The following is a 21,452-nucleotide window of genomic DNA, read 5'->3' as shown; positions in this document are numbered from 1 at the left end:
GGTATAACCACAGAATAAAGCTTTCAGCAGGTTAAATCTGTTTGCTGGATCGAGTTGCGGTATAAAAAAGGGAGGCTAAGCCTCCCAAGTTTTTTAATCGTTAAGCTGACACCTCATCGGTTTTTGGCTTCCACCACCAATTGAAAAAGCGACGCAAAGTACGCCTAATATCATCTAAGATGATGTACAGCAAAGGCACCAAGACTAAGGTGACGACCGTCGAGAATAAAATACCAAATGCTAAAGACGCCGCCATTGGAATGACAATCTGCGCCTGTAAACTCTTTTCAAGCAAGATAGGCACTAGACCAACAAAGGTTGTCAGCGAGGTTAAGATAATCGCTCTAAAGCGGTAACAGCCTGAATCAACAGCCGCTCTAATAATACTGTGGCCTTCAGCGCGGGCGCGGTTAACAAAGTCCACTAAAATCAGCGAGTCGTTTACTACCACACCGGCTAGCGCCACAATGCCACAAAGACTCAAGATGCTCATGTTGAGGCCAAGAATAAAGTGACCAAACAGCGCACCAATCATGCCAAATGGGATCACCGACATAATGATCAGTGGCTGGCTGTAGGATTTAAGCGGAATAGCCATTAGCGCGTAAATAGTAAATAGCGCAAAGAAGAAACCTTGTAGCAAGCTAATCAGGGCGCTTTGCTCATCTGCGCTACCGCCATCAAGTGCGGTTGAGATATTAGGATATTTAGCCTGCAGCTGCGGTAAGAAATCGTTTTGTATTTCACTCACCACTTTTGACGGCTCAACCTTATTGGTATCAGCATTGGCATTAATCGTAATCGCGCGGCGACCATCAACGCGGGTGATAGACGAGTATGAATCACCCAGTTGTAAGTCTGCTACAGTTGAGAAAGGTACTGCTACGCCACTTGGAGTGCGGATCAGCATATTCTCAAGGTGGCCTACAGTGCGGCGCTGTTCTAATGGGTAGCGCACCATCACTTTAACTTCTTCTTTATTACGCAAAATCCGCTGAGCTTCATAGCCATAGAATCCATAGCGAACTTGGCGCGCAAGATCTGACAAAGTTAAGCCTAAGGCTTCAGCTTCTGGACGGATTTTCAGTTTAATTTCTTGGCTAGCTGATGAGAAGTTATCAGCAATGTCATACACGCCTTCATAAGTTCTAAGCTTTTGCTTGAGCTCTTCAGAGGCTTTAGATAGTTGGTCTAGATTGCTCGAGGTTAGCCTAAATGAGATATCTCCACCTTCATTAGTACTGGCGTTAATATTAAGCTTTTTCACCGCGAGTAGTTCAGGCAGGTTTTTACGCCATGCGGTAGCAATGGCTTCGCCGTCGACTTCACGGTCTTCGCCTTTGGTCAGCTCAGCAAACAAGAATGCTGAAGTGCGTGAACTCATATTAATGAAGCTGTGTTTAACCACAGGGTAACCAAGCTCTTGCTCCATTTCATCGTTCATGGCGTAGAGCGCTTCTTCAACTTCTTGTACGACTTTTAAGGTATTTTCTTCCGAGCTGCCTTCTTCCATTTCCAGATTAACCTGAATAAAGTCAGATGGCAGATTAGGGAAGAACACCCAGCGCACTTGGCCGCTGAGCACTAGTGAGATTGATAAAATCAATACGCCAATAAACACGGCAACCGCGTTATAACGCTGCACAATACAACGCTCTAAAAACGGGCGATAGTAGTTATGAATAAAGCTTTGTAGCTTGTCATTAAGCTTAGCTTTTAAACGGCCTAGGGTACCGAGTTGCTCACGAGGCTTACGCGGTTTCATATGTGCTAAGTGAGCTGGCAAAATCAGTTTTGATTCAATCAAAGAAAATATTAGGCATAACACCACCACCATACCGATGGATTTCCAAATAATTCCCTGTGGGCCTGAGACCATTAGCATTGGCATAAATGCCGCAATGGTTGTGAGTACACCAAAGGTGGCGGGCATAGCGACTTTTTTGGCGCCTTTAATGACGTTATCTAAAGAGTGGCCTTTTTCTTCTATCTCACTATAGGCGCTTTCACCAATCACAATGGCGTCGTCCACCACTATCCCTAGCACCAGAATAAAGGCGAATAGTGTTAATAAGTTAATTGATAAAGAAAACGGCTCAAGTGGCATAAATAGCATGGCACCAAGGAAGCTAATTGGTAGCCCCATCATGACCCAAAACGCCAGTTTAATTTCTAAGAACAGCGCTAGAATCAAAAATACCAGCAAGGCACCGTAGAACATATTAGACAGCATCATGTTCAAACGACCCTTAAGATAATGGGTCAAGTCACCCCAAGTATCGAGCTTTGCCCCTGTAGGCAAAACGTCACGCTTTTGCTCAACATAGGCTTTAACTTGTTCTGAAATATCCAGCGCGTTTTGATCGTCAACACTAAGGACTTCAATAATCGCTGATGGTTGACCATTAAAACGGGTGTACTCTAAACGCTCTTCAAAACCATCATTAATCGTAGCCACTTGTGGCAACATAATACGGCTGCCATCAGGGCGGGTACTGACAACGATTTGCGAAAAGTCTTCACCGGTATAAGCTTGGCCTTTGGTACGCAGCAAGATGTCGCCATCTTTAGCGCGAATTGAACCGCCGGGTAAATCTATCGATGAGTTTTGTACCGCCTGTGCTACTTGCGAAAAGGTAAGGCCATATTCACGTAGTTTATCTTCAGACAGTTCAATGCCAATCTCGTAATCACGTACCCCAGTTACTTTTGCTTTAGTGACTGCAGGAAGTGCGGCAATATCGTCGCGGATCACCTTGGCCAGTTCTTTCATCTCTTGCAGTGACTGGTCGCCATAAACTGAAATCCAAATGACATTGTTTTCAGGTTTAACGCGGAAGATATCCGGCTTTTCAATGTTTACTGGAAAGGTTGAGATCGCATCGATACGTAGTTTGGCTTCATCTAACACGTCTTGTGGATCGTAGCTGTCTTCTACCTCAATTGACACAGAGCCAACACCTTCGCTGGCGACAGAGCTGACTTTTTTGATGCCATTAATGTCTTGAATAGCTTCTTCGATTTTAATGTTAATACCTTCCTCAATTTCTTGAGGTGCGGCGCCAGGGTAGGCGACGGTGATATTAATGTAATTGAGCTCAAACGATGGAAACACCTCTTTGTTGATTATCAAGGTGCTAAATAGACCACCGATGATCAAAATCCACATAAGTAGATTTGAGGCAACATTATTACGGGCAAACCAGGCAATAATGCCGGTTTGACTCGATGCGCTTGTTGACGTTGGAGTTTCTGGGTTCATTATTGAGCTCCTGCGTTAGCAAGTTGCTCTTCATTGCCTGTCTCGGTTGCTTCATCTTGTGATGAGTTGTTTTGCTCGCCCAAGACTTTCACTAATTGACCATTTTCGGCATTGGTAAGGTTAGTCAAAGATATACGCTCACCATCGGCAAGGCTGTCTTTGATGTATACGTTTTCAAGATCGCTTTTTACGATGTTAACTTCTCTAAGCTCGATACTATTGTCATCGTTAACAACCGTTACTTTATTACTGCGTACTAAGTGACGTGGCAGTTTAACTATGCCTGTTACGGTGCGGCCTTTAATTACAGCAGTAACAAAGGTGCCGTATTTAAGTGGTAGCTGGCCTTCAAGGCGTTCACTGCGTAGGTAGGGATCTTTCACTTCAGCAACTAAGTAAACCATGCGGTTTTCAGCATCAATCACGCCTTCGCTGCGAATAATTTGTCCTTGCCAAGTAATGGTTTTGCCCGCGAGATCAGCGCTTAAGCTAACATCAGTGTCTGGGTTATCAACCGACTCTAAGTAGGCAAGATCATTGTTTGACAGTGGTAAGCGAACTTCTGCAATTTGCGTGTCGTATAACTCACCTAAGTTTGTACCTAAGGTAACGTACTGACCTAAATCGACGTTACGTGCTTTGATTATTCCGTCAAATGGTGCACGAATAACTGTGCGCTCTAAATTACGCTGGGCACGAGCAAGAGCTGCTTGCTGGAACTTCACATTAGCTTGCTCTTGTTTTAGCTGAGGTAAACGTAAACCAAGCTCTGGCGGAATGCCGCCGTCATAACCTTTCCAGTCATTTTTAGCGACTTCACCTTTGGCACGTTCTTCTTCAAGCGCGGCTTTTGCTTGAGCAAGTGAGGCTTGCGCTTGCATCAAGTCTGCCTCGTAATCAGATGGTTCAATAACCGCTAGTTCATCGCCTTTTTTGACCACGCCGCCAGCAACAAAGTTTGCTGAAATAGACAGCATGCGACCTTGAACTTCAGTTACTAGTTGGGTTTTGTATTTTGGGGTCACAACACCATATGAGGGCAAGTTAAGCGAAACGGTGCGCTGCTCAACCTCTGTCACATCAATAATCGGTAGCGGCACTTCATCAGCCTTTTGCTCTGGTGCTTGTTTGGTACCAATAAGAATTATCGCAGCGATTACAAATGCGGTAAGAATAAAGAATGGCATCATTCTTCTAAGAATTGTTTTTATATTAAAGGTCATCTGATCTGCTGGTCCGTGCAAAAGGTATCTTGATTGATGCCTAAATTACCAGAGTCAAAGCCAAGGTTAAATCATTATTTGTAAATGAAATGTTTCTAATTGTAGGGTGTTGCAAGAAAATATATCTTGCGATGAGTGGATAAAAAAAGGGTCACATCACTGTGACCCTTTAAATATTGTTGTTAAAGAATAGATGAAGCGATTTTACTTCTTCTTTTTCTTTTTATTCTTTTTGCTGAAGTTTTTGCCTTCAGGACCGGCTTTCTTCTTTCCTGGTGGCTTAGCTTCTTTGTTCTTTGGACGCAGATCTTTGACGAAGCGACGCTTCAGTGGCTGACCGATATAACGCTCAATTTTACCCACAACGCGAATGTCGTGTGCTTCAACTAACGAAATCGCAGTACCTTTAGCGCCAGCACGACCAGTACGGCCAATACGGTGAACATAAGTGTCTGCAGAGCGAGGCATATCGAAGTTGATAACGTGGGTAATACCGTCAATGTCGATACCACGTGCTGCAACGTCAGTCGCTAGTAAGATGTTTACTTCACCTTTGGTAAAGCGACCTAGCGCTTGGAAACGCGCTTTCTGCTCCATATCGCCACGCATAAAGGCACAAGGTATACCTTCTTTCTGTAGCAGACCTTCAAGGCTAGCTACAGCTTCACGGGTCTTAACGAAGACAATCGTACGTTGTACTTCTTCTTGCTTTAACAATGCTGCAAGCAAGGCAAACTTATGCGCTTTGTCATCGGCTAAGTGGATCCACTGATGGATCTTAGCTTTTTCGCTGCGTGGTGCTTCAGCTTCTAACTTAACTGGGTTAGTCAGTAGATTGTGTGAGAAACGACCTACGTCACTGCCTTCAAGGGTGGCTGAGAACAACATAGTTTGTTTACGGCCAACAGATTCGATAGCAATACTTTCAACAACAGCAGAGAAACCCATGTCTAGCATGCGGTCTGCTTCGTCGATAACAAGTACTTCTACTTCTTCAGCGTTGAAGTGACCTTTATCTAGGTACTCCATTAAACGACCTGGCGTAGCAACTAAGATATCAACGTTCTTTTGTAGTGCTTCTTCTTGCGGGCCGTAAGGTACACCACCAGTGATAATCACTGTGTCTAGACCTAAACCTGTTGCAAGGTGACTCGCATAACGGTGAATTTGGCTAGCAAGCTCACGGGTTGGCGTTAAGATCAATACTCGTGCGCGGCCGCCGTATCGACGAGGGAAGTCGATAAGGTGTTGCAACGCAGGCAGAAGGAAGCTTGCTGTTTTACCCGTGCCCGTAGGCGCGCGAGCTAAGATATCTCTTTGCTCCATAGCGACTGGGATTGTTTGCTGTTGTATCGTAGTGGGCTTGTTGTGGCCCATTGCTTTCAGTGACTCTAACAAACAAGGGTCAAGCTGGAGATCTTCAAATTGCATGCGTGGCATCTCAATAAATAATAGCCGGACATTATAAAGCTTATAGCAGAGACTTTAAACGATTAGATCGCTGCATCTAGAGCTTTAAATAAAAATCCTGACTAAGTTGGATAAATTCATCGCTGTACTGGCCGTTTTTCTGGCGGATAGTCAGCTGTTGTTCAATGCTTGTCGCCTCAAATGTGTTTGATGCATGACCAAGCAGCAAGATCTGCCGATTAGCTACTTTGCCCTCAACGCTTGCGGCAAACAGTTTGCCTCGAAGCGCTAGCTGGTAGTGCTTAAGTTTAGCTTCAAGTTGCGCGACTGACTCGCTAGGCAAAATCAAACTCACCACACCATCATCGGCCAATAGGGTTTTAATGCACTGCAATAAAGTGTCAAAGCTTAAGCTGTCAGTGTGTCTGGCTGTGGCTCTGGCGCTGTTATCTGACTGCGGCCCATTAGCAAAATAAGGCGGATTACAGATGATATGCTCAAATCGAGGCGAGTTAGACTCAAGCTGGGCTGCGCTATAACTAGCTATGTCAGTGCACACTAATGCTAAGCGAGCAGACCAAGGGCTAGCGCTAAAGTTATTTAAGCAATCTGCAGCCGCTAATGGATCAAGCTCTACTGCAGTAATACAGGCTTTGCTGCGCTGAGCGGCCATTAGACTGAGTAGCCCACTACCTGCGCCAATATCTAAAATACTTTTCGCCTTAGCCAGTGGTGCCCACGCACCAAGTAATACACCGTCAGTGCTAACTGGCATACCGCAGCGACTATCGTCGATATGAAAACGTTTAAAAGTAAAAGGCATCTAGAAAAGGTTTATTAGAGAAATTCGCGTAATTGTACGCTAAACAAGCCGAGGCTGAAATTAGCAAATTATCAGAAGTTGTTAACTATTAGCCGCAGATTTTACCTTGCTGATGGTAAGTGGTTACTAGCTTTATAGTGCTTGCTGGCTATTAAAGCAGATGTGTCGTGTTGTGTGGGCTAATAGGGTGAATGTAAGTTATGAAAATGCATTGTTAATATAGGGTTGCGCCTTGTATCGAGATCGCGCTTTATTCCGCATGCTTGCTTGTTTATTAGGTTTTACTCTGCTAATAGTATGCTCTCTTTGCTGGGTAAAAGCCCAGTTTTAGAGACGGTAAACCAGTTTTCAAGCAATTTTAGCGTTAGTATCTTCCGCTGCTGTTCAAAAACTCGCCAAGAATCGGCCGTATTTACCACGGAACCATGTAAAGTAATAATTACACGTTTTTTTGTTGTCATCCTAATGTGGTGCCGCTGAGGCGTGATGGCATTAAATAGTTAACTAAATAAAATCTAGATGGGGAATAAAGTGCAAAACAATCAGTTGAGTATCGCAGATACGTTAGGGTTAGGGTTTATGACCTTCGCGTTCTTTTTGGGCGCAGGTAACCTAATTTTCCCGCCTTTGGCTGGCTTTTTAGCTGGTGAAAACATCACTCTTGCCATGTTTGGCTTTTTAATTACAGCTGTCGGTTTACCACTGATCACTCTTATTGCTGTCGCTAAAGCGAACGGCAAAATTATGCAACTGCTGCCTCCCATCGCTGCAACTGCATTAGCAGTGTCGATCTTCATTATTATAGGGCCTGCATTTGCGGCACCAAGAACTGGCCTAGTTGCTTATGAAGTCGGTTTTAAACCTTTCCTAGAAGACACGACAGCCTCATTTATGATCGCTGGCTTAACGTTTAATATCACTCAACTATTTTATACGTTAGGGTTTTTCGGCCTTTCAATGGTGCTTGCTCTATTCCCTGGCAAGCTTCTAGATAGCGTGGGTAAAGTACTAACACCAATCTTGATTTTATTATTAGTCGGTCTAGCAATCTCTGTGATTGTGATCCCAGGTAGCGACATTGGCGCTGCAGTTGGCGACTACCAAACTAATCCGCTAACAAAAGGTATCTTGGAAGGCTACAACACCATGGACACCTTGGCATCGTTGATTTTCGGTATCCTAATTATCGATATTCTACGTAAAAAAGGTATTAGCGAACCTGCTGCGCAAACTAAGTATCTGATCAAAGCGGCTTTAATTGCTGCTGCAGGTCTAGCCTTTGTTTATGTTTCACTATTTTTCTTAGGTGCTACAGCGGGTGATTTAGCGACAGGCGCTGAAAACGGTGGCGTAATTTTAACTAATTACGTAATTGCTAAGTTTGGCGCAAGTGGCATGATCTTGTTGTCATCAGTGGTAACCCTTGCTTGTTTAACTACATCTGTTGGCCTAATCAGTGCTTGTGGTGAGTATTTTAACGAGCTAGTACCTAAAGTTTCATACCGCCGTTTTGTGGTATTAGTTAGTGTTGTTTGTGCAACGGTTGCTAACGTAGGTTTGGCGCAGTTAATCGACATTAGTGTTCCAGTGCTAATGACTGTTTACCCTGTTGCGATTGCATTAGTAGCGGTAACTTTCTTAACTGAACGTTTTGCACACCCTAAGATGGCGCACCGCATTGTACTAAGTGTTGCATTGTTCTTTGGTATCGTTGATGGCTTTAAAGCCGCTAAAGTGGATGTAAGCTTCTTTAACTTTATGCCACTGCATAACGAAGGCATGGCGTGGTTATTACCAACTGCTATCGTGATTATTGCTTGTCTAATGGCGAAGAAACCAAGTCAGCCAGTAGCTGCTAGCTAGAAACTGATATAGCCTAATTGCTGGTTTGATTAAGATAGCGAACCATAACGCAATGGCATAATATTGAGGCGATGATTCATTGAATCATCGCCTTTTTGTTTAAACAAGGTTTAGAAGAAGGGGCTAGGAAAAGCTGGTCCTAGGAGCTAGGGACTTCTTTTAAAGTAAAAGGAATGAGAAGTGTCAGATAAGTACACGCCTGATAGCATTATTGATATTTTCTTAGATGATCTTTGGTCAACTAAGGGGCTAAGTGACAACACCTTAAGTGCCTATCGCACTGACTTGCGGCATTTAGACCGATATGTGCAGCGTAAAGGCGGTGAACTGCGCACTTGTGATCAATTAGAGATAAGAGACTATCTTGCCGAGCGTTTTGACAAAGGCAGTGCTAAAACCAGCAGCGCGCGCATGATGAGCAGCCTGAGGCGCTTTTATGGCTACTTGGTCATTAAAAAGCAGATTGAAACCGACCCTATGGCGTTAATCGAGTCGCCAAAGTTGGCGCGTAAACTGCCTGACTCGCTGAGTGAACAAGATATCGACCGTTTGTTGGCAGAACCGGTTGATGACGATCCGCTAGAAATCCGCGATAAAGCCATGTTGGAGCTTTTGTACGCCACAGGTTTGCGTGTGTCGGAGCTGGTGGGTCTGACCATGGAGCAACTCAGTTTGCGCCAAGGGCTAGTGCGCATTACCGGTAAAGGCGGTAAAGAGCGCTTAGTGCCACTAGGTGAATTAGCGGTAACGGAGCTAGAAACTTACCTTAAGTTTGCTCGTGCAGAGCTATTAAAAGGTAAGCAAAGTGATGTGTTATTTCCCTCAAAAAGGGCGCAACAGATGACGCGGCAGACTTTTTGGCACCGGATTAAGCTATACGCTTTAAGAGCTGGTATTAACACTGAGTTATCACCGCACACATTACGCCATGCATTTGCCACCCATCTGTTAAACCATGGTGCAGACTTACGTGTAGTGCAGCTCCTACTAGGCCATAGCGACTTATCAACCACGCAAATTTATACCCATGTTGCCACTGCTAGGCTTTCAAGTTTGCATAGCGAGCATCATCCTCGCGGTTAGTTACTTGTCTGGTTTTTAATTGATTGGTTATAGCCACTAGCGTTAGCTGCTGGCCATTTTCTGCGGTTAAGTTGAATTGATTACGCGCTTTAACTTTGTTGAATAGCCAACCGAGCCAAGGGCGTTTAGGCTCTGTTCTAGATAAATATTTGATGGGTTTCACGTCTGAATGATTTAGTTACAGCAAATAATTTGCTTTAACTGGATGGAGTCTGTAACTTTTCAGCTCCAAGCTAGGTCTAATCATTTATACCCAAAAGTCTGACCCTTATATAAAAGTAGGAATATCCATGAAGTTCACCCGCACATTCTCTTTGATTATGGCAATGTTAATTGCACCGGCAGCTAGTGCAGCAACCAGTAGCGGTGACGATACCGCAGCGCTAAAGCAAAAGCTCAGCGACACACTTAGCGTTAACGTAATTTCTATTAAGCCATCTCCAGTAGCAGAGCTTTATGAAGCCTTTACTGACCGCGGCGTTCTTTATATAACGAAAGACGGTTCAAAATTACTTCATGGTAACCTTTATGACTTAGATAAAGGCATGAAGAACCTTACAGAAGCCGCAATGGCTGGCCCACGTGTTGACATGATGAAGCCGCTTGAAGAAAACATGTTGGTTTACAAAGCTAAAAACGAAAAGCACGTCGTGACTATTTTTACTGATGTTAGCTGTGGTTACTGCCGTAAGCTACACAACGAAATGGATGGTTATAATGACCTAGGCATTACTGTTCGTTACCTAGCGTTCCCGCGTGCGGGTATTCCATCGGCAAATGCTGACGAAATGGAATCAGTTTGGTGTGCTAAAGACCCACTAAAAGCCATGGGCGATGCTAAAAATGGCAGAGCGGTTCAAAAAGCTTCATGTGATGCGAAGATCAAAGAGCAATATGAGCTAGGTCAAGCGATTGGTATTAACGGTACACCGGCAATTATTTTAGAAGACGGTACTTTAATCCCAGGCTACCAGCCACCACAGGCGTTACTACGTACACTTGAATCGCAGCAGTAATTGCGATTTTAGTTAAGCGAAAAAAAGGTGAGCTAATGCTCACCTTTTTTGTGCCCCTTTGGCGGCAGTCTTGTTATGCTAATACTGTTTTTAATTTTGAGGATTTAATCTCACGTGATCCATCAGATAGTACGCCGCCCACGAGTGGATGATAGCCACCTTCCCGATACGTTTTCGCCAATCTTAAAACAGATTTATGCCAGTCGTGGTGTTGCTGCCTCTGACTGTGAATTGAGCCTAGCTAAATTACTGCGCCCAGATACCATGGCCGGATTAGCGCAAGCAGCGAAAATTGTTGCCGATGGCATAGAAGCGCAAAAAGCGATTCTTATCATGGGCGACTTTGACGCCGATGGCGCTACCTCTACCAGCGTATGTGTGCTTGCGCTGCGAATGATGGGTGCACAAAAGGTCGATTACTTAATTCCCAATCGATTCGATTACGGTTACGGTTTAAGCCCCGAAATCGTCGCGGTTGCTGCCAGCAAAAACGCCGAGCTGCTGATCACCGTTGATAACGGCATATCATCTATTGAGGGTGTTGCCGCTGCCAAAGCTCTAGGTATGACAGTGGTCATTACCGACCATCACTTGCCGGGCAATACTGTGCCGGATGCCGATGCAATTGTGAATCCTAATCAAGATGGTTGCGAGTTTGCCAGCAAATCGATTGCCGGGGTTGGCGTAGCGTTTTATCTGATGTCAGCGCTTCGAGCCGAACTAAGAGCACGTAACTGGTATCAACAGCGGGGCATAAGCGAGCCTAATCTTGCGCAATTATTAGATATTGTTGCTCTTGGTACGGTAGCCGATGTGGTGTCGCTCGATACCAACAACCGTATTTTAGTTGAGGCGGGTTTGCAGCGCGTTAAAGCGGGTCGCTGCCGCGTGGGCATTACAGCCTTACTAGAAGTGGCTAAACGCACCCCATCGCGCATTGTCGCCTCTGACTTTGGTTTTGCCGTAGGGCCAAGGCTAAACGCCGCGGGGCGATTAGATGAAATGGCATTGGGAGTCGAAACCTTACTGTGCGATGACATCATGCTAGCAAGACGCATGGCATCAGAGCTTGATGGTTTGAATGCTGAGCGACGCGATCTTGAAGCGGATATGCAGCAAGAAGCGCTCAAAAGCCTTGAGAGTATCGAACTGAATGAAGCCGAGCTGCCTTGGGGCATCGCTATTTATCAAGCCGACTGGCACCAAGGGGTGATCGGTATTTTAGCCTCGCGGATAAAAGATAAATATCACCGCCCAGTGATTGCCTTTGCTGAAGCGGGTGAGGGCGAAATTAAAGGCTCTGCACGCTCAATTAAAGGTCTGCATATGCGCGATCTGTTAGAGCTAATCAACAGTCGCCACCCGGGGATGATCTTAAAGTTTGGCGGTCACGCCATGGCGGCGGGGTTATCGATTCAAGCGGGGCAGTTTGCCCAGTTTGCTGAGGCTTACGATAAAGCGGTACGTGAAGTGCTAGCACCCGAGTTATTAACTGGTGAGCTGGTATCTGACGGCGAGCTAGTGCCTGAGCAGTTCAAACTGGAGCTTGCCACTGAGCTTAGAAATGCCGGCCCTTGGGGACAGTCATTCCCAGAGCCGTTATTTGATGGCTACTTTAGAGTGGTGCAGCAGCGCATTGTCGGTGAAAAGCATTTAAAGCTGATTCTAGAAACCGAGTGCGGCAGAGTGATGCTCGATGCTATCGCCTTTAATGTGGACTTGAAGACCTGGCCCGATGCCACGATTCAATATGCACAGGTGGTGTATAAACTCGATGTAAATGAGTTTAGAGGCAATCAGAGCTTACAGTTGATGGTTGAGCAGATAGAGCCTAAATAGGCGAGATTTACTAGGTTTTAGTCGGCAATAGTCTAGTTCTGAACTTAGTTAAATAAAAGGATGCACAGGTTGCATCCTTTTTTGTTTGATTTTACAGAAGACAACTAGGAATATCAGCGAACTAGGCAGGTTTTAGAGGCAAAACCGTGCTGAACTTCAATGACTCCATGGCAAAGGTTGAGGTGACATTGGTGAGACCTGCCACTTGATTAACTAAGCGCTTATAAAAGTGGTCAAAGGCCGCCATATCTTCAACTTGTACCCGCATCATATAATCATATTCCCCCGCCATGCGGTAAAACTCCATCACTTCAGGCATGGCGTACACAGCTTCAATAAAGGTTTCATACCAAGCGTGAGAATGGTCGCAAGTCTTAACCTGCACGAATGCGGTGAAATCAACGCCAATTTTACTTGGATTGAGCAGGGCAACGCGCTTGCTAATAACGCCTTCTTCTTCCAAGCGTTTTAAGCGTTTCCAGCAAGGTGTGGTGGTTAAGTTAACGGCTTTAGCTAACTCGTTAAGCGATAAGGTCACATCGTGCTGCAGCATGGTGAGCAATTGTCGGTCGACTTTATCCAGTTTTACTTTTTCAACCACACGCGGCTCCCTAATGCGTTTATTAATTGATTATCTATTGTTGCTTAATTAAGCATCTCTATAGTTTCATAATGTATTTTAATAGAAAAATATTCTCTTTGATGTGTTATTTGTAGAAAAAATGGAAAAATATTTCTTCGGTCAATCCACTACAATGAATCAAAGATTGCAATGACGTTATTCCCAATAGCGTCGATGACTAAAAGCGAGTAGAACGATGAAACAACACCTATGGCCTTTATTCCTTGAAACAGTTAAACGCGATGTCGTACCAGCCCTTGGCTGTACCGAGCCTATTTCAGTGGCATTGGCTGCAACTATTGCTATTGATGAGCTAGGGATAACAGACCAAGCCAGCATTGTTTCATCGGACATCAAGATTGACGTTAGTGTGTCTGCAAACTTAATGAAAAATGGTATGGGTGTAGGCATTCCTGGCACTGGTATGGTGGGTCTACCTATTGCTGCTGCAATCGGCGCGGTAGCGGGCGATCGCAATGCAGGCCTTGAAGTATTAAAGAATCTCACCGCAAACGATGTTCAAACCGCTAAGCTAATGCTGGATAACAATCAAGTGACAGTCGGTGTGGCTGATGTGGCTAATGTCTTGTACGCTAAAGTCACGGTTTATTACCAGCAGCAATCAGCAAGTGTGACCATTGCTGACAGTCATACCAAGGTTATTGCGATTGAAAAAAATGGTCAGCAATGCCTAGTAACGCCAAAGGTAGAAACGACTAAAGCGAGCAAAAAAGACAGCCCATTTACCGAGGCCAAGCTACAAGATATTTATGATTTTGCGATACATGCTCCGTTAGCCGACATCAGCTTTATTCTGCAGTCAAAAACCTTGAATGATGCCTTGTCGAATGAAGGGCTAACGGGTGACTACGGCTTAAAAATTGGTGCGACGTTTATTAAGAACCAAGAGCGAGGCTTATTGTCAGGCGGCTTACTCACTGAAGTGCTAACCCGCACCGCAGGTGCGTCTGATGCCCGCATGGACGGCGCTATGATGCCAGCCATGAGCAACTCAGGCTCAGGCAACCAAGGTATTGCGGCAACTATGCCTGTGGTTGTTAGTGCCGATTTTCTAAAGTCGAGCGAAGAGCAAACTATTCGCGCGTTAATGCTATCGCACCTAACCGCTATCTATATTAAGAGCTATCAGAACAAGCTGTCAGCGTTATGCGGCGCAACCACGGCAGCAATGGGTTCGGCTGCAGGCATTACCTATCTGCTTGATGGCGAGATAGAGCAAGTCAGCGCTGCTATTTGCAGCATGATTGGCGATGTCAGTGGCGTGATTTGTGATGGCGCCAAAACTGCTTGTGCCATGAAAGTATCGTCATCGGCAGGCGCTGCGGTAAAAGCGGCCTTAATGGCGATTGATGGTATTCGAGTTACTGGCACTGAAGGGATTGTTGCTGATGATGTTGACCAAACCATTCGTAACCTTGCAGCATTAGCCAATGGCGCGATGACCCAAACTGATGTGCAGATCTTAGAGATCATGATGCATAAATAAACAAGGTTTGGCTCAAGCTAAATAAAAGCTAAGTGCAAGCTTAAGGCAAATGTTTAAGTGAATAAATAAGCCAAATCGGTTCTGAGTTGAACGCCGATTTGGCTTTTTAGTTTCTGCTATTTGCTCCGTCCTCTGTCCACATTATTTTCTCACCAGATTATCTTCCAGCATTAAAATCTCATTCAAAAATACCAATAATTATTATGGTATGAGTACTGGCTTTCGACTCTCCTTCAACGACTGCCAAATTAAGCGCGCGATAAAACACACTAAAAGTATGATTTTTATGCTTATTTGTCATTGCTAATGAATGGGTGATATTGCTCACGCATAGATTTGGTTTAGCAGTGGCTATCACTTTAATTGGCAAAATGTGCGCTACACCTCTCTAAGTTAAAATCTAAAATATTGAAATGAATCACATTTTTGCGCTGTTGTAAGCTGAAGATTAATGACTAATAAGGTGAAGGGCATCAAACTATTGGGCAGTTAAAAGTGATTAACTCTTGATCTGGATCAGTACGGATAAATCATCTGAAAAATTCACTGAATTGAGAGCATGTTTTGCTAAATTCACTCTGATTGATAGCATTTTAAATAAAAAAATTCTCTCTATCCTTGAGTATGCTTCGGTCAAGCAAACGCTATAAAACCATGCTTTCTCATAAGCATGGGCATAAACATAGTCATAAAAATAGTCATAAAAATAAGCATAATTTTTATCATATCAGTGGCTCTAGCCAAATTTAATGGAATTGATATATGAGTGAAGTAGTTCAAGGGGCACCAAGTGGTGGCACCCAAGCGCAATCCCTACATGAGCGCGCCAATATGACCAAAACAGAGTGGCAACAGGCAACCAAATTCGACAGTGTCGACCTAGGTTGGATAGTGATGAGTATTGGTATGGCGATTGGTGCAGGTATTGTGTTTTTACCAGTGCAAGTTGGCGTGATGGGGCTTTGGGTATTTTTGCTGTCATCGATTATTGGCTACCCAGCCATGTATCTATTCCAAAAACTATTTATTAATACCTTAGCTGAGTCAAAAAAGTGTACCGATTACCCTGGCGTGATTGAAAACTATCTTGGTAAAAACTGGGGCATCGCACTTGGTGTGCTGTACTTCCTGATGTTGGTTATCTGGGTGCTGGTTTACTCGTTGGCGGTAACTAATGACAGTGCCTCTTATCTGCATTCATTTGGGGTGACAGAGGGCAAGCTGAGTGACAATGTATTCTACGGTTTAGGTTTAATCTGCGTACTGGCCTTTATCGGCTCAAAAGGTGAAAAGCTGCTATTTAAGCTATCAGGTTTTATGGCGGTAACAGTACTGACATTAGTTGCGGTAATGGGCGTATTGCTGATGGCGCGTTGGGATATGGCCAATATTCCAAGCATGGGTGAATTTGGTCCAATGCTGAAAAACGCCATTATCACCCTACCATTTACCTTAACCTCGATTTTGTTTATTCAGTCGTTAAGCCCAATGGTGATCTCGTATCGTTCACACGAAAAGTCGATTGAAGTGGCGCGCTTTAAAGCTGAGCGAGCAATGAAAATAGCCTTTGCTATCTTGTTCGTGGTGGTGTTTTTCTTCGCAGTATCGTTCACCTTTGCTATTAGCCAAACCCAAGCAACTGAGGCGATGAACCAGAACATCTCAGCGTTGGCGATTATTGCGCAGTACTTCCCGGGTAGCTGGGCGACCATTACCGGTATCGTGATCAACATCTTTGCGGTGGTTACTTCTTTCTTCGGCGTGTTCTTAGCCTTCCAAGAAGCCTGTCGTGGCATTGCAATGAACATCTTGCTGCGTAGCCGTAAAGAGTCTGATATCAACAAAGAGCTAGTGAATAAACTGATCACTGTTTTCATAATCTTACTGGCTTGGTCGGCGATTGCGTTAAATGCACCAATTCTGTCATTCACCTCTATCTGTAGTCCGATCTTTGGTTTAGTGGGCTGTTTGATCCCAGCTTATTTGGTGTACAAGGTGCCACACTTGAACAAGTATAAAGGTTGGGCGACTAACTTGATTATTGTGACGGGTGTTTTGTTGTGTATTTCACCGTTGTTGGCATTCATGTAGTTACTTCTCTGTGATTATGGGAGATAGTCGCTGATTAGCGATTGGATAATCAAGCTGGCGCTTGGGCTTTAGCAATCAAACTTCGTTTGATAAAAGTGATTAGGTTAGACTGCGTCTAACAACTAAAGTCGTGGCGCTTCGCTCCACCTTAGGGGCATCAGGCTGCGCCTGACTTCTAGCAATCAAGCTGCGCTTGATAAACGTCGTGGGATTCCATCCCACACCCGGGCAAGAGGGGGACAACAGCTTCCCCCTCTTGCATCACCCCAGCCGCCCCAGACGAAGTTGTCTTCCTCATACTTATTCGAAATAACCTAACGCTTCCGATGGGACATCCTGTCCCGCGAAAGCTATGCCCACATCCGTGTGGGCATTACGGCTATTTCTTCAACGTACTTCGGCAACTTCGATGGGGGATTGGTGTTTTCTTTATCTCTGGTTGTGAACCTTACTGTTTGCTAGTCATTAAAAGAGGGATTCGCTTTGGCGTTTTAATAGGACTGTAGCGTTGCGATAATTTTCTACTGATATTACTACTACCCATTAAAACAATAGGTTATATTCATGTTCAGCGTTTTGTCGAGACGCACAGATAAAATTTAAAGATGCAGCACCGATAACTATGTTATCGGTGCTGCATCTTAATAAGCTGTTATGTTTTTAATAGAAATTTCAACTAAAACAAGGAGGTATTGTGGGGAAATTAGTTAAGCCGACCATAGTAGTTGTGATTTTTCTAGTTTCAGCTTGGGGAGCAATGTGGTTAAAAAACAATGTCAACTTATCTGAAGCGTCATTTATGGTTCTCATTACTCTCGCAGCTATTTTTAGCATTCTCTTGCCAAATTTAAATCAGTTAAAGTCATTCTCAATTACTCGAGGGGAACTGATTCTACAAGAAATCAAGGACAGTGAAGTTGCGGTGAAAGAGCTCGCTTTAGCTACACTAGAGCTTGTAGAAGCAAGCACAGAAGCAGCAATTGTGACCAATGATTTTGACGAAGAGCGATACAAAAGGGCTATTGAAGAACTGAAGTCTCTGACAGCCAAAACATAACAAGCCCATTAAGGCGGGACAGCTAACAGTTTGCTCGGTTCCGCTCCGCTTCGCATTTTAGCAAACAATTATCAGCCTCTATGCAGGCGTTAGCATTTGAAGGATAGAGAGTGTCAGAAAATCAACTTGAAGTAGAAAAATTCATAAGTAAACTCGAAGGCCAAATTACTGAAGGTCTGGATAAAGAAGTTCAAAAGCTGTTTGGTAAGCTTATGAATTTACTCAAATACATTCGAGAAGATGATTATCAGTATCTGCTAGGTCATGCAAGGATTGCTGCTAAATGTTTACTACTTCCCAGTCCAAATCTCCAATTAGCAGAGAAAACTATTGACTCCATATCGTTTGCTGTCAAAGGAGCACATAATCCTTTCGTAGCTATAATTCGCGGTGGCACTCCACCTACACGTGTGATTCTTGGGCTGGGCATTCTGCTTTACCTGGCAATACCTCTCATGACAATGTTTTGGCCAGATTTAAGCAAACAAGACAGTATTTTGGGTGTTAGTGTAAGCCTTCTAATCATGGTTTCGCTGGCAGGTGCACTTGGTAGTATTGTTAGTATCATGGTCAGGCTACACGAGTTCACCACTAAAAAAGATGCTGACCCTTCAGTGTTACTTTTCACAGGATTCTTTAAACCCGTTGTAGGCGCGGCATTTGCCATGTTTGTCCTTTCCGTCATCAAGGCTGGTTTAATACCAGTTAAAATTGATCCTGACGTCGAGAACTATTTTTATTTGGCTTTGGCATTTGTGTCTGGTTTTAGTGAGCGATTCGCTAAAGATGTTGCATCAAAAACAGAAGCAATTGTTGGAGGCCGAAATGTTAACAATTAAAGACAGCGGACGCTGAACACGCCGCTGCTTTTATCGTTCTAAGGAATAATAATGAAAGTGATTGATAAGCTTGCTTGGGTGTTGATTCGAGATGGTAAGTTGTTGGCGGTGCGCTCTAAAGGCAAAGAGTTGTTTTATCTGCCGGGTGGTAAGCGTGAGGCGGGTGAGAGTGATGAACAAGCTCTGATGCGTGAGATTAAAGAAGAGTTATCGGTTGAGCTTGAGCCAGCTAGCATTAAGTATATGAACACCTTTACTGGGCAGGCGGATGGTAAGGCTGAGGGCGTGTCGGTTAAATTGACTTGCTACTTTGCTGACTTTAGCGGTGAGTTACAGCCTGATGCTGAAATTGAACAGCTTGAATTTGTTGATATGAATGATGAAGCGGTTTGCTCGTTGGCGGCGTTAGTGGCTATGGGTTGGCTTGAGTCGCAACAGCTTCTTAATAGTAAGACTGCTTAATAACAAGCTGAGTTAGCTACAAGAGTTAACTCAAGTACTTGGCAAAATGCGCTAATAGAGTAAGCTAATGGGTTTAGCTTGCTCTGATAAAACAGATTATCTCTCGCAGCGAATAGGCTAGAGCAGCTTACGCCACACTTCGTATTCTTTAATACCTTCTACTTCGCCTTCATGGTGCCAGTAGGTGACGGTTTTGCCGTTTTCTTCACGGGTTTCTAGCCAGCCTTTGAAATGGTAGTTTTTACCGTGATGCTTTGCGCGGGTGCCGGTTTTTACCGCTTCGGTGTAGTTGTCGCCATCCACTATAAAGTCACCTGCTAGATAACCTAGAAACACGCCATCTTCGGTGTTGGTTAGCGAGAATATATCGCCTTTAATTGATTTAACTGCCACTAGGCTACTGTTGTCGGCTTTTAAAACGGTGCCGTCTGGTTTCTTGTATTCGCCTTTTACAAAGTACCAGTTGCCCTCAAATGTGTGGGCTGACACTTGGGCTGATATAAGTACTGTTAGCGCGACAATGGCACTACTAATCATCTGCTTCACTGTTTACTCCTTTAAGTGACTTTTAATACTGCTAGGTATTAGTGAGAACTTTCCCTGTACCTAGTTTATAAGCGGCCTTTTATAACAAAAGGATAAGTAACTTAGCATTAACATAAAAACGGGGCAACGCAGCTTTGCTGCTAGCAATACTGGTTTAGCGGCTGATAGTGGTTGTTGGCTTTTTCTTACGATTATAAAAAAGCCCCAGTGTTTTACTGAGGCTTGGTATTAATGGTATTAACGCTTAGGGCTGGGATTTAGTTCAGCTTATCCCAAGCCATTTGCCAGTGTGAACCGATTGCTGGTTGGTACTGAGTCGCTGTGCTTGTCCACTGCATGCAGTAACCTGAGTATGGGAAAGGCTTACATTGGTAAACCTTACCGTCAGTTGCAAGTACCTTAGTACCAGCGGTGTAACTTAATAGCCCTGCAGGGAATACAAAGTCATAATCTCCGGCTGGTGGGGTTACGGCTTCATCTTCTAGGTGGAAATCTAAGGTTTGCTGATCAACTAACTTGCCGTCTTCATCTTTGATGCGCGCCACTAGCATATGGTGACCTGCTTCTGACTTAGTGAGTGTTAGCGCTACAGCTTCATTTTGACCATCGAACATCTCTGCTGTCCAGCTTGCTAGCGGCTCACGGTGATGGTTGTAAACTGTTAGCTCTGTGGTGACATCGCCTTGTGCTGTCAGTGTTAGCTCAAGCGTGGTTGGCTCGCTCGTGATGGTGTAAGTCTGTTCTAAACCATCAACTGTTAACGAGTATTCTGGCTCTGGGGTTTCGATGTTGTAACCCACTTCGATACGCTCGATGCCGCTGCCCGCTTTGATGTATACCGGGTTAGCGCCGTAAACTGGGGTGAATTTACCTTGGTTAAACTGGCCGGCTTGTAGCTGAGTTTGCTGTTGGTTAACTTTGCTTGCTAGCGCATGAGTCCAGTTTTTAGCTTGGCCCATGTTGGCACCGCTAATGGTTAGCTCAGTGCGGTATGCCGAGTTTTCACCTGTTTGGTCGAATACACGGGTATACACTGAATCACCAATATTCAGATCCATGGTTGGGTTGATTTGCCCTGCTTGTGTCCAGTCCGGTACAACTGGGCCTTGGCCATCAAATTTCACGTCAATCACGTTATAGAAAGACGCTGCAGTATCACCCACATCCCAAACCGCCAAGATCACTTGGTAGCCTTCACGCTCAGGCACAACACAGTTGTGGCTGACTTGTTTAGGCGGCTGCACCATGTTGCCTTCAATCACACAGAATGGGGTTAGATCGAATGAGTCACGAGACAGCGAAGCATTTGGGTTCCAATCTGGTTTAGTGATGTAGTATTTCCAGTCGTGGGTAACGTGGTTGGCGGTGAAGGTCCACTCGAAGGTTTGTGCGCCTGACTGAATTGGGTTTTGGATCCAACGATCTGCGGTTTGCTCGTCTAGCGCTGTTGCTAGTGCAGACTGAGCACTGGCAATTTTGCCATCTCTTGGGCCAGCTTCTGGGAATCCGTCTGGGCCTTCTACACTTTGCGGCTCATATTGAATCGCACCACAGTTGCTATTTTTTTGGTTGGTATCTGTAGTTGGAAACTTACACAGTGCTACGCGGCTTGCTGCAACACCGTCGCTATAGGTTGATACATAGCCGTGTGCTAAAGCACCTGAGCTAAGACTGGCTAATGCTAGCGCGACTAACGATTTTTTTGGGAATGATTTCATCACATGTCCTATGTATGGTTGACAAATTAATGCCACACCTCGGCGCATGCTGAGCACTAAAAACAGCCGGACTTTGCCTAGGCACAATACC

At 44.6% G+C, this 21,452-nt stretch carries 16 protein-coding genes; 9 read left to right on the top strand and 7 right to left on the bottom strand.

Annotated elements, in window-relative coordinates:
- Positions 1–100: 100 nt before the first annotated feature.
- From MSG37_RS07505 to MSG37_RS07490, 4 genes are all read right to left on the bottom strand, one after another.
- Complete coding sequence (locus MSG37_RS07505; protein WP_248469959.1) at positions 101–3,262, bottom strand: efflux RND transporter permease subunit; 3,162 nt, start codon at positions 3,260–3,262, stop codon at positions 101–103.
- A complete protein-coding gene (locus tag MSG37_RS07500) occupies positions 3,262–4,485 on the bottom strand; it encodes an efflux RND transporter periplasmic adaptor subunit (RefSeq protein WP_248469958.1) in 1,224 nt (407 codons plus the stop codon). The genes MSG37_RS07505 and MSG37_RS07500 overlap by 1 nt, the downstream gene beginning before the upstream one ends.
- A 204-nt stretch (positions 4,486–4,689) precedes the next feature.
- Positions 4,690–5,916 (bottom strand): ATP-dependent RNA helicase SrmB, encoded by a 1,227-nt coding sequence (gene srmB, locus MSG37_RS07495; protein WP_248469957.1) that lies wholly within the window; start codon positions 5,914–5,916, stop codon positions 4,690–4,692.
- 76 nt (positions 5,917–5,992) lie between these two features.
- Positions 5,993–6,718, bottom strand: a complete 726-nt coding sequence (locus tag MSG37_RS07490) for a methyltransferase (RefSeq protein ID WP_248469956.1) — start codon at positions 6,716–6,718, stop codon at positions 5,993–5,995.
- Positions 6,719–7,237: 519 nt separating this feature from the next.
- Between MSG37_RS07490 and brnQ the strand changes: the two genes are divergently transcribed.
- From brnQ to recJ, 4 genes are all read left to right on the top strand, one after another.
- Complete coding sequence (gene brnQ / locus MSG37_RS07485) at positions 7,238–8,581, top strand: branched-chain amino acid transport system II carrier protein (RefSeq protein ID WP_248469955.1); 1,344 nt, start codon at positions 7,238–7,240, stop codon at positions 8,579–8,581.
- Positions 8,582–8,761: 180 nt separating this feature from the next.
- Positions 8,762–9,664, top strand: coding sequence for a site-specific tyrosine recombinase XerD (gene xerD / locus MSG37_RS07480; RefSeq protein WP_248469954.1), 903 nt, complete (start codon positions 8,762–8,764; stop codon positions 9,662–9,664).
- A gap of 290 nt (positions 9,665–9,954) precedes the next feature.
- Positions 9,955–10,680 carry a bifunctional protein-disulfide isomerase/oxidoreductase DsbC gene (gene dsbC / locus MSG37_RS07475; protein WP_248469953.1) on the top strand — a complete coding sequence of 242 codons (726 nt, stop codon included), beginning with the start codon at positions 9,955–9,957 and terminating at the stop codon, positions 10,678–10,680.
- Between the two features lie 114 nt (positions 10,681–10,794).
- Entirely contained in the window at positions 10,795–12,519 is a 1,725-nt protein-coding gene (gene recJ, locus MSG37_RS07470) for a single-stranded-DNA-specific exonuclease RecJ (protein ID WP_248469952.1), read from the top strand.
- A 121-nt stretch (positions 12,520–12,640) separates the two neighbouring features.
- Here recJ and MSG37_RS07465 read toward each other — a convergent pair whose 3' ends face one another.
- Positions 12,641–13,120, bottom strand: a complete 480-nt coding sequence (locus MSG37_RS07465; protein ID WP_220778627.1) for an Lrp/AsnC family transcriptional regulator — start codon at positions 13,118–13,120, stop codon at positions 12,641–12,643.
- A 217-nt stretch (positions 13,121–13,337) separates the two neighbouring features.
- Here MSG37_RS07465 and MSG37_RS07460 point away from each other — a divergent pair, with 217 nt between their 5' ends.
- The 5 genes from MSG37_RS07460 (at position 13,338) to MSG37_RS07440 (ending at position 19,097) form a co-directional block, all read left to right on the top strand.
- Positions 13,338–14,648, top strand: coding sequence for an L-serine ammonia-lyase, iron-sulfur-dependent, subunit alpha (locus MSG37_RS07460; protein WP_248469951.1), 1,311 nt, complete (start codon positions 13,338–13,340; stop codon positions 14,646–14,648).
- An 831-nt stretch (positions 14,649–15,479) separates the two neighbouring features.
- Entirely contained in the window at positions 15,480–16,739 is a 1,260-nt protein-coding gene (locus MSG37_RS07455) for an amino acid permease (protein ID WP_248470233.1), read from the top strand.
- A gap of 694 nt (positions 16,740–17,433) precedes the next feature.
- Entirely contained in the window at positions 17,434–17,796 is a 363-nt protein-coding gene (locus MSG37_RS07450; RefSeq protein WP_248469950.1) for a hypothetical protein, read from the top strand.
- 110 nt (positions 17,797–17,906) lie between these two features.
- Complete coding sequence (locus MSG37_RS07445) at positions 17,907–18,635, top strand: hypothetical protein (protein ID WP_248469949.1); 729 nt, start codon at positions 17,907–17,909, stop codon at positions 18,633–18,635.
- Between the two features lie 51 nt (positions 18,636–18,686).
- Positions 18,687–19,097 (top strand): NUDIX domain-containing protein, encoded by a 411-nt coding sequence (locus tag MSG37_RS07440; protein ID WP_248469948.1) that lies wholly within the window; start codon positions 18,687–18,689, stop codon positions 19,095–19,097.
- A 117-nt stretch (positions 19,098–19,214) separates the two neighbouring features.
- On the opposite strand, the gene MSG37_RS07435 is transcribed toward MSG37_RS07440, so the two are convergent.
- Entirely contained in the window at positions 19,215–19,634 is a 420-nt protein-coding gene (locus tag MSG37_RS07435; protein ID WP_248470232.1) for a hypothetical protein, read from the bottom strand.
- Between the two features lie 266 nt (positions 19,635–19,900).
- Positions 19,901–21,361 carry an N-acetylglucosamine-binding protein GbpA gene (gene gbpA, locus MSG37_RS07430; RefSeq protein ID WP_248469947.1) on the bottom strand — a complete coding sequence of 487 codons (1,461 nt, stop codon included), beginning with the start codon at positions 21,359–21,361 and terminating at the stop codon, positions 19,901–19,903.
- Between the last annotated feature and the right edge of the window lie 91 nt (positions 21,362–21,452).

Source organism: Shewanella sp. 1CM18E (genome assembly GCF_023161665.1).
Classification (GTDB): domain Bacteria; phylum Pseudomonadota; class Gammaproteobacteria; order Enterobacterales; family Shewanellaceae; genus Shewanella.
This window is presented reverse-complemented; position numbering and strand designations above follow the sequence as displayed.

Coding starts and splice junctions, on each gene's coding strand:
- MSG37_RS07435 (WP_248470232.1), bottom strand. CDS start 19,634: ATGATTAGTAGTGCCATTGTCGCGCTAACAGTACTTATATCAGCCCAA.
- MSG37_RS07455 (WP_248470233.1), top strand. CDS start 15,480: ATGACCAAAACAGAGTGGCAACAGGCAACCAAATTCGACAGTGTCGAC.
- MSG37_RS07505 (WP_248469959.1), bottom strand. CDS start 3,262: ATGAACCCAGAAACTCCAACGTCAACAAGCGCATCGAGTCAAACCGGC.
- srmB (WP_248469957.1), bottom strand. CDS start 5,916: ATGCAATTTGAAGATCTCCAGCTTGACCCTTGTTTGTTAGAGTCACTG.
- gbpA (WP_248469947.1), bottom strand. CDS start 21,361: ATGAAATCATTCCCAAAAAAATCGTTAGTCGCGCTAGCATTAGCCAGT.
- dsbC (WP_248469953.1), top strand. CDS start 9,955: ATGAAGTTCACCCGCACATTCTCTTTGATTATGGCAATGTTAATTGCA.
- MSG37_RS07500 (WP_248469958.1), bottom strand. CDS start 4,485: ATGACCTTTAATATAAAAACAATTCTTAGAAGAATGATGCCATTCTTT.
- MSG37_RS07490 (WP_248469956.1), bottom strand. CDS start 6,718: ATGCCTTTTACTTTTAAACGTTTTCATATCGACGATAGTCGCTGCGGT.
- MSG37_RS07440 (WP_248469948.1), top strand. CDS start 18,687: ATGAAAGTGATTGATAAGCTTGCTTGGGTGTTGATTCGAGATGGTAAG.
- MSG37_RS07460 (WP_248469951.1), top strand. CDS start 13,338: ATGAAACAACACCTATGGCCTTTATTCCTTGAAACAGTTAAACGCGAT.
- brnQ (WP_248469955.1), top strand. CDS start 7,238: ATGGGGAATAAAGTGCAAAACAATCAGTTGAGTATCGCAGATACGTTA.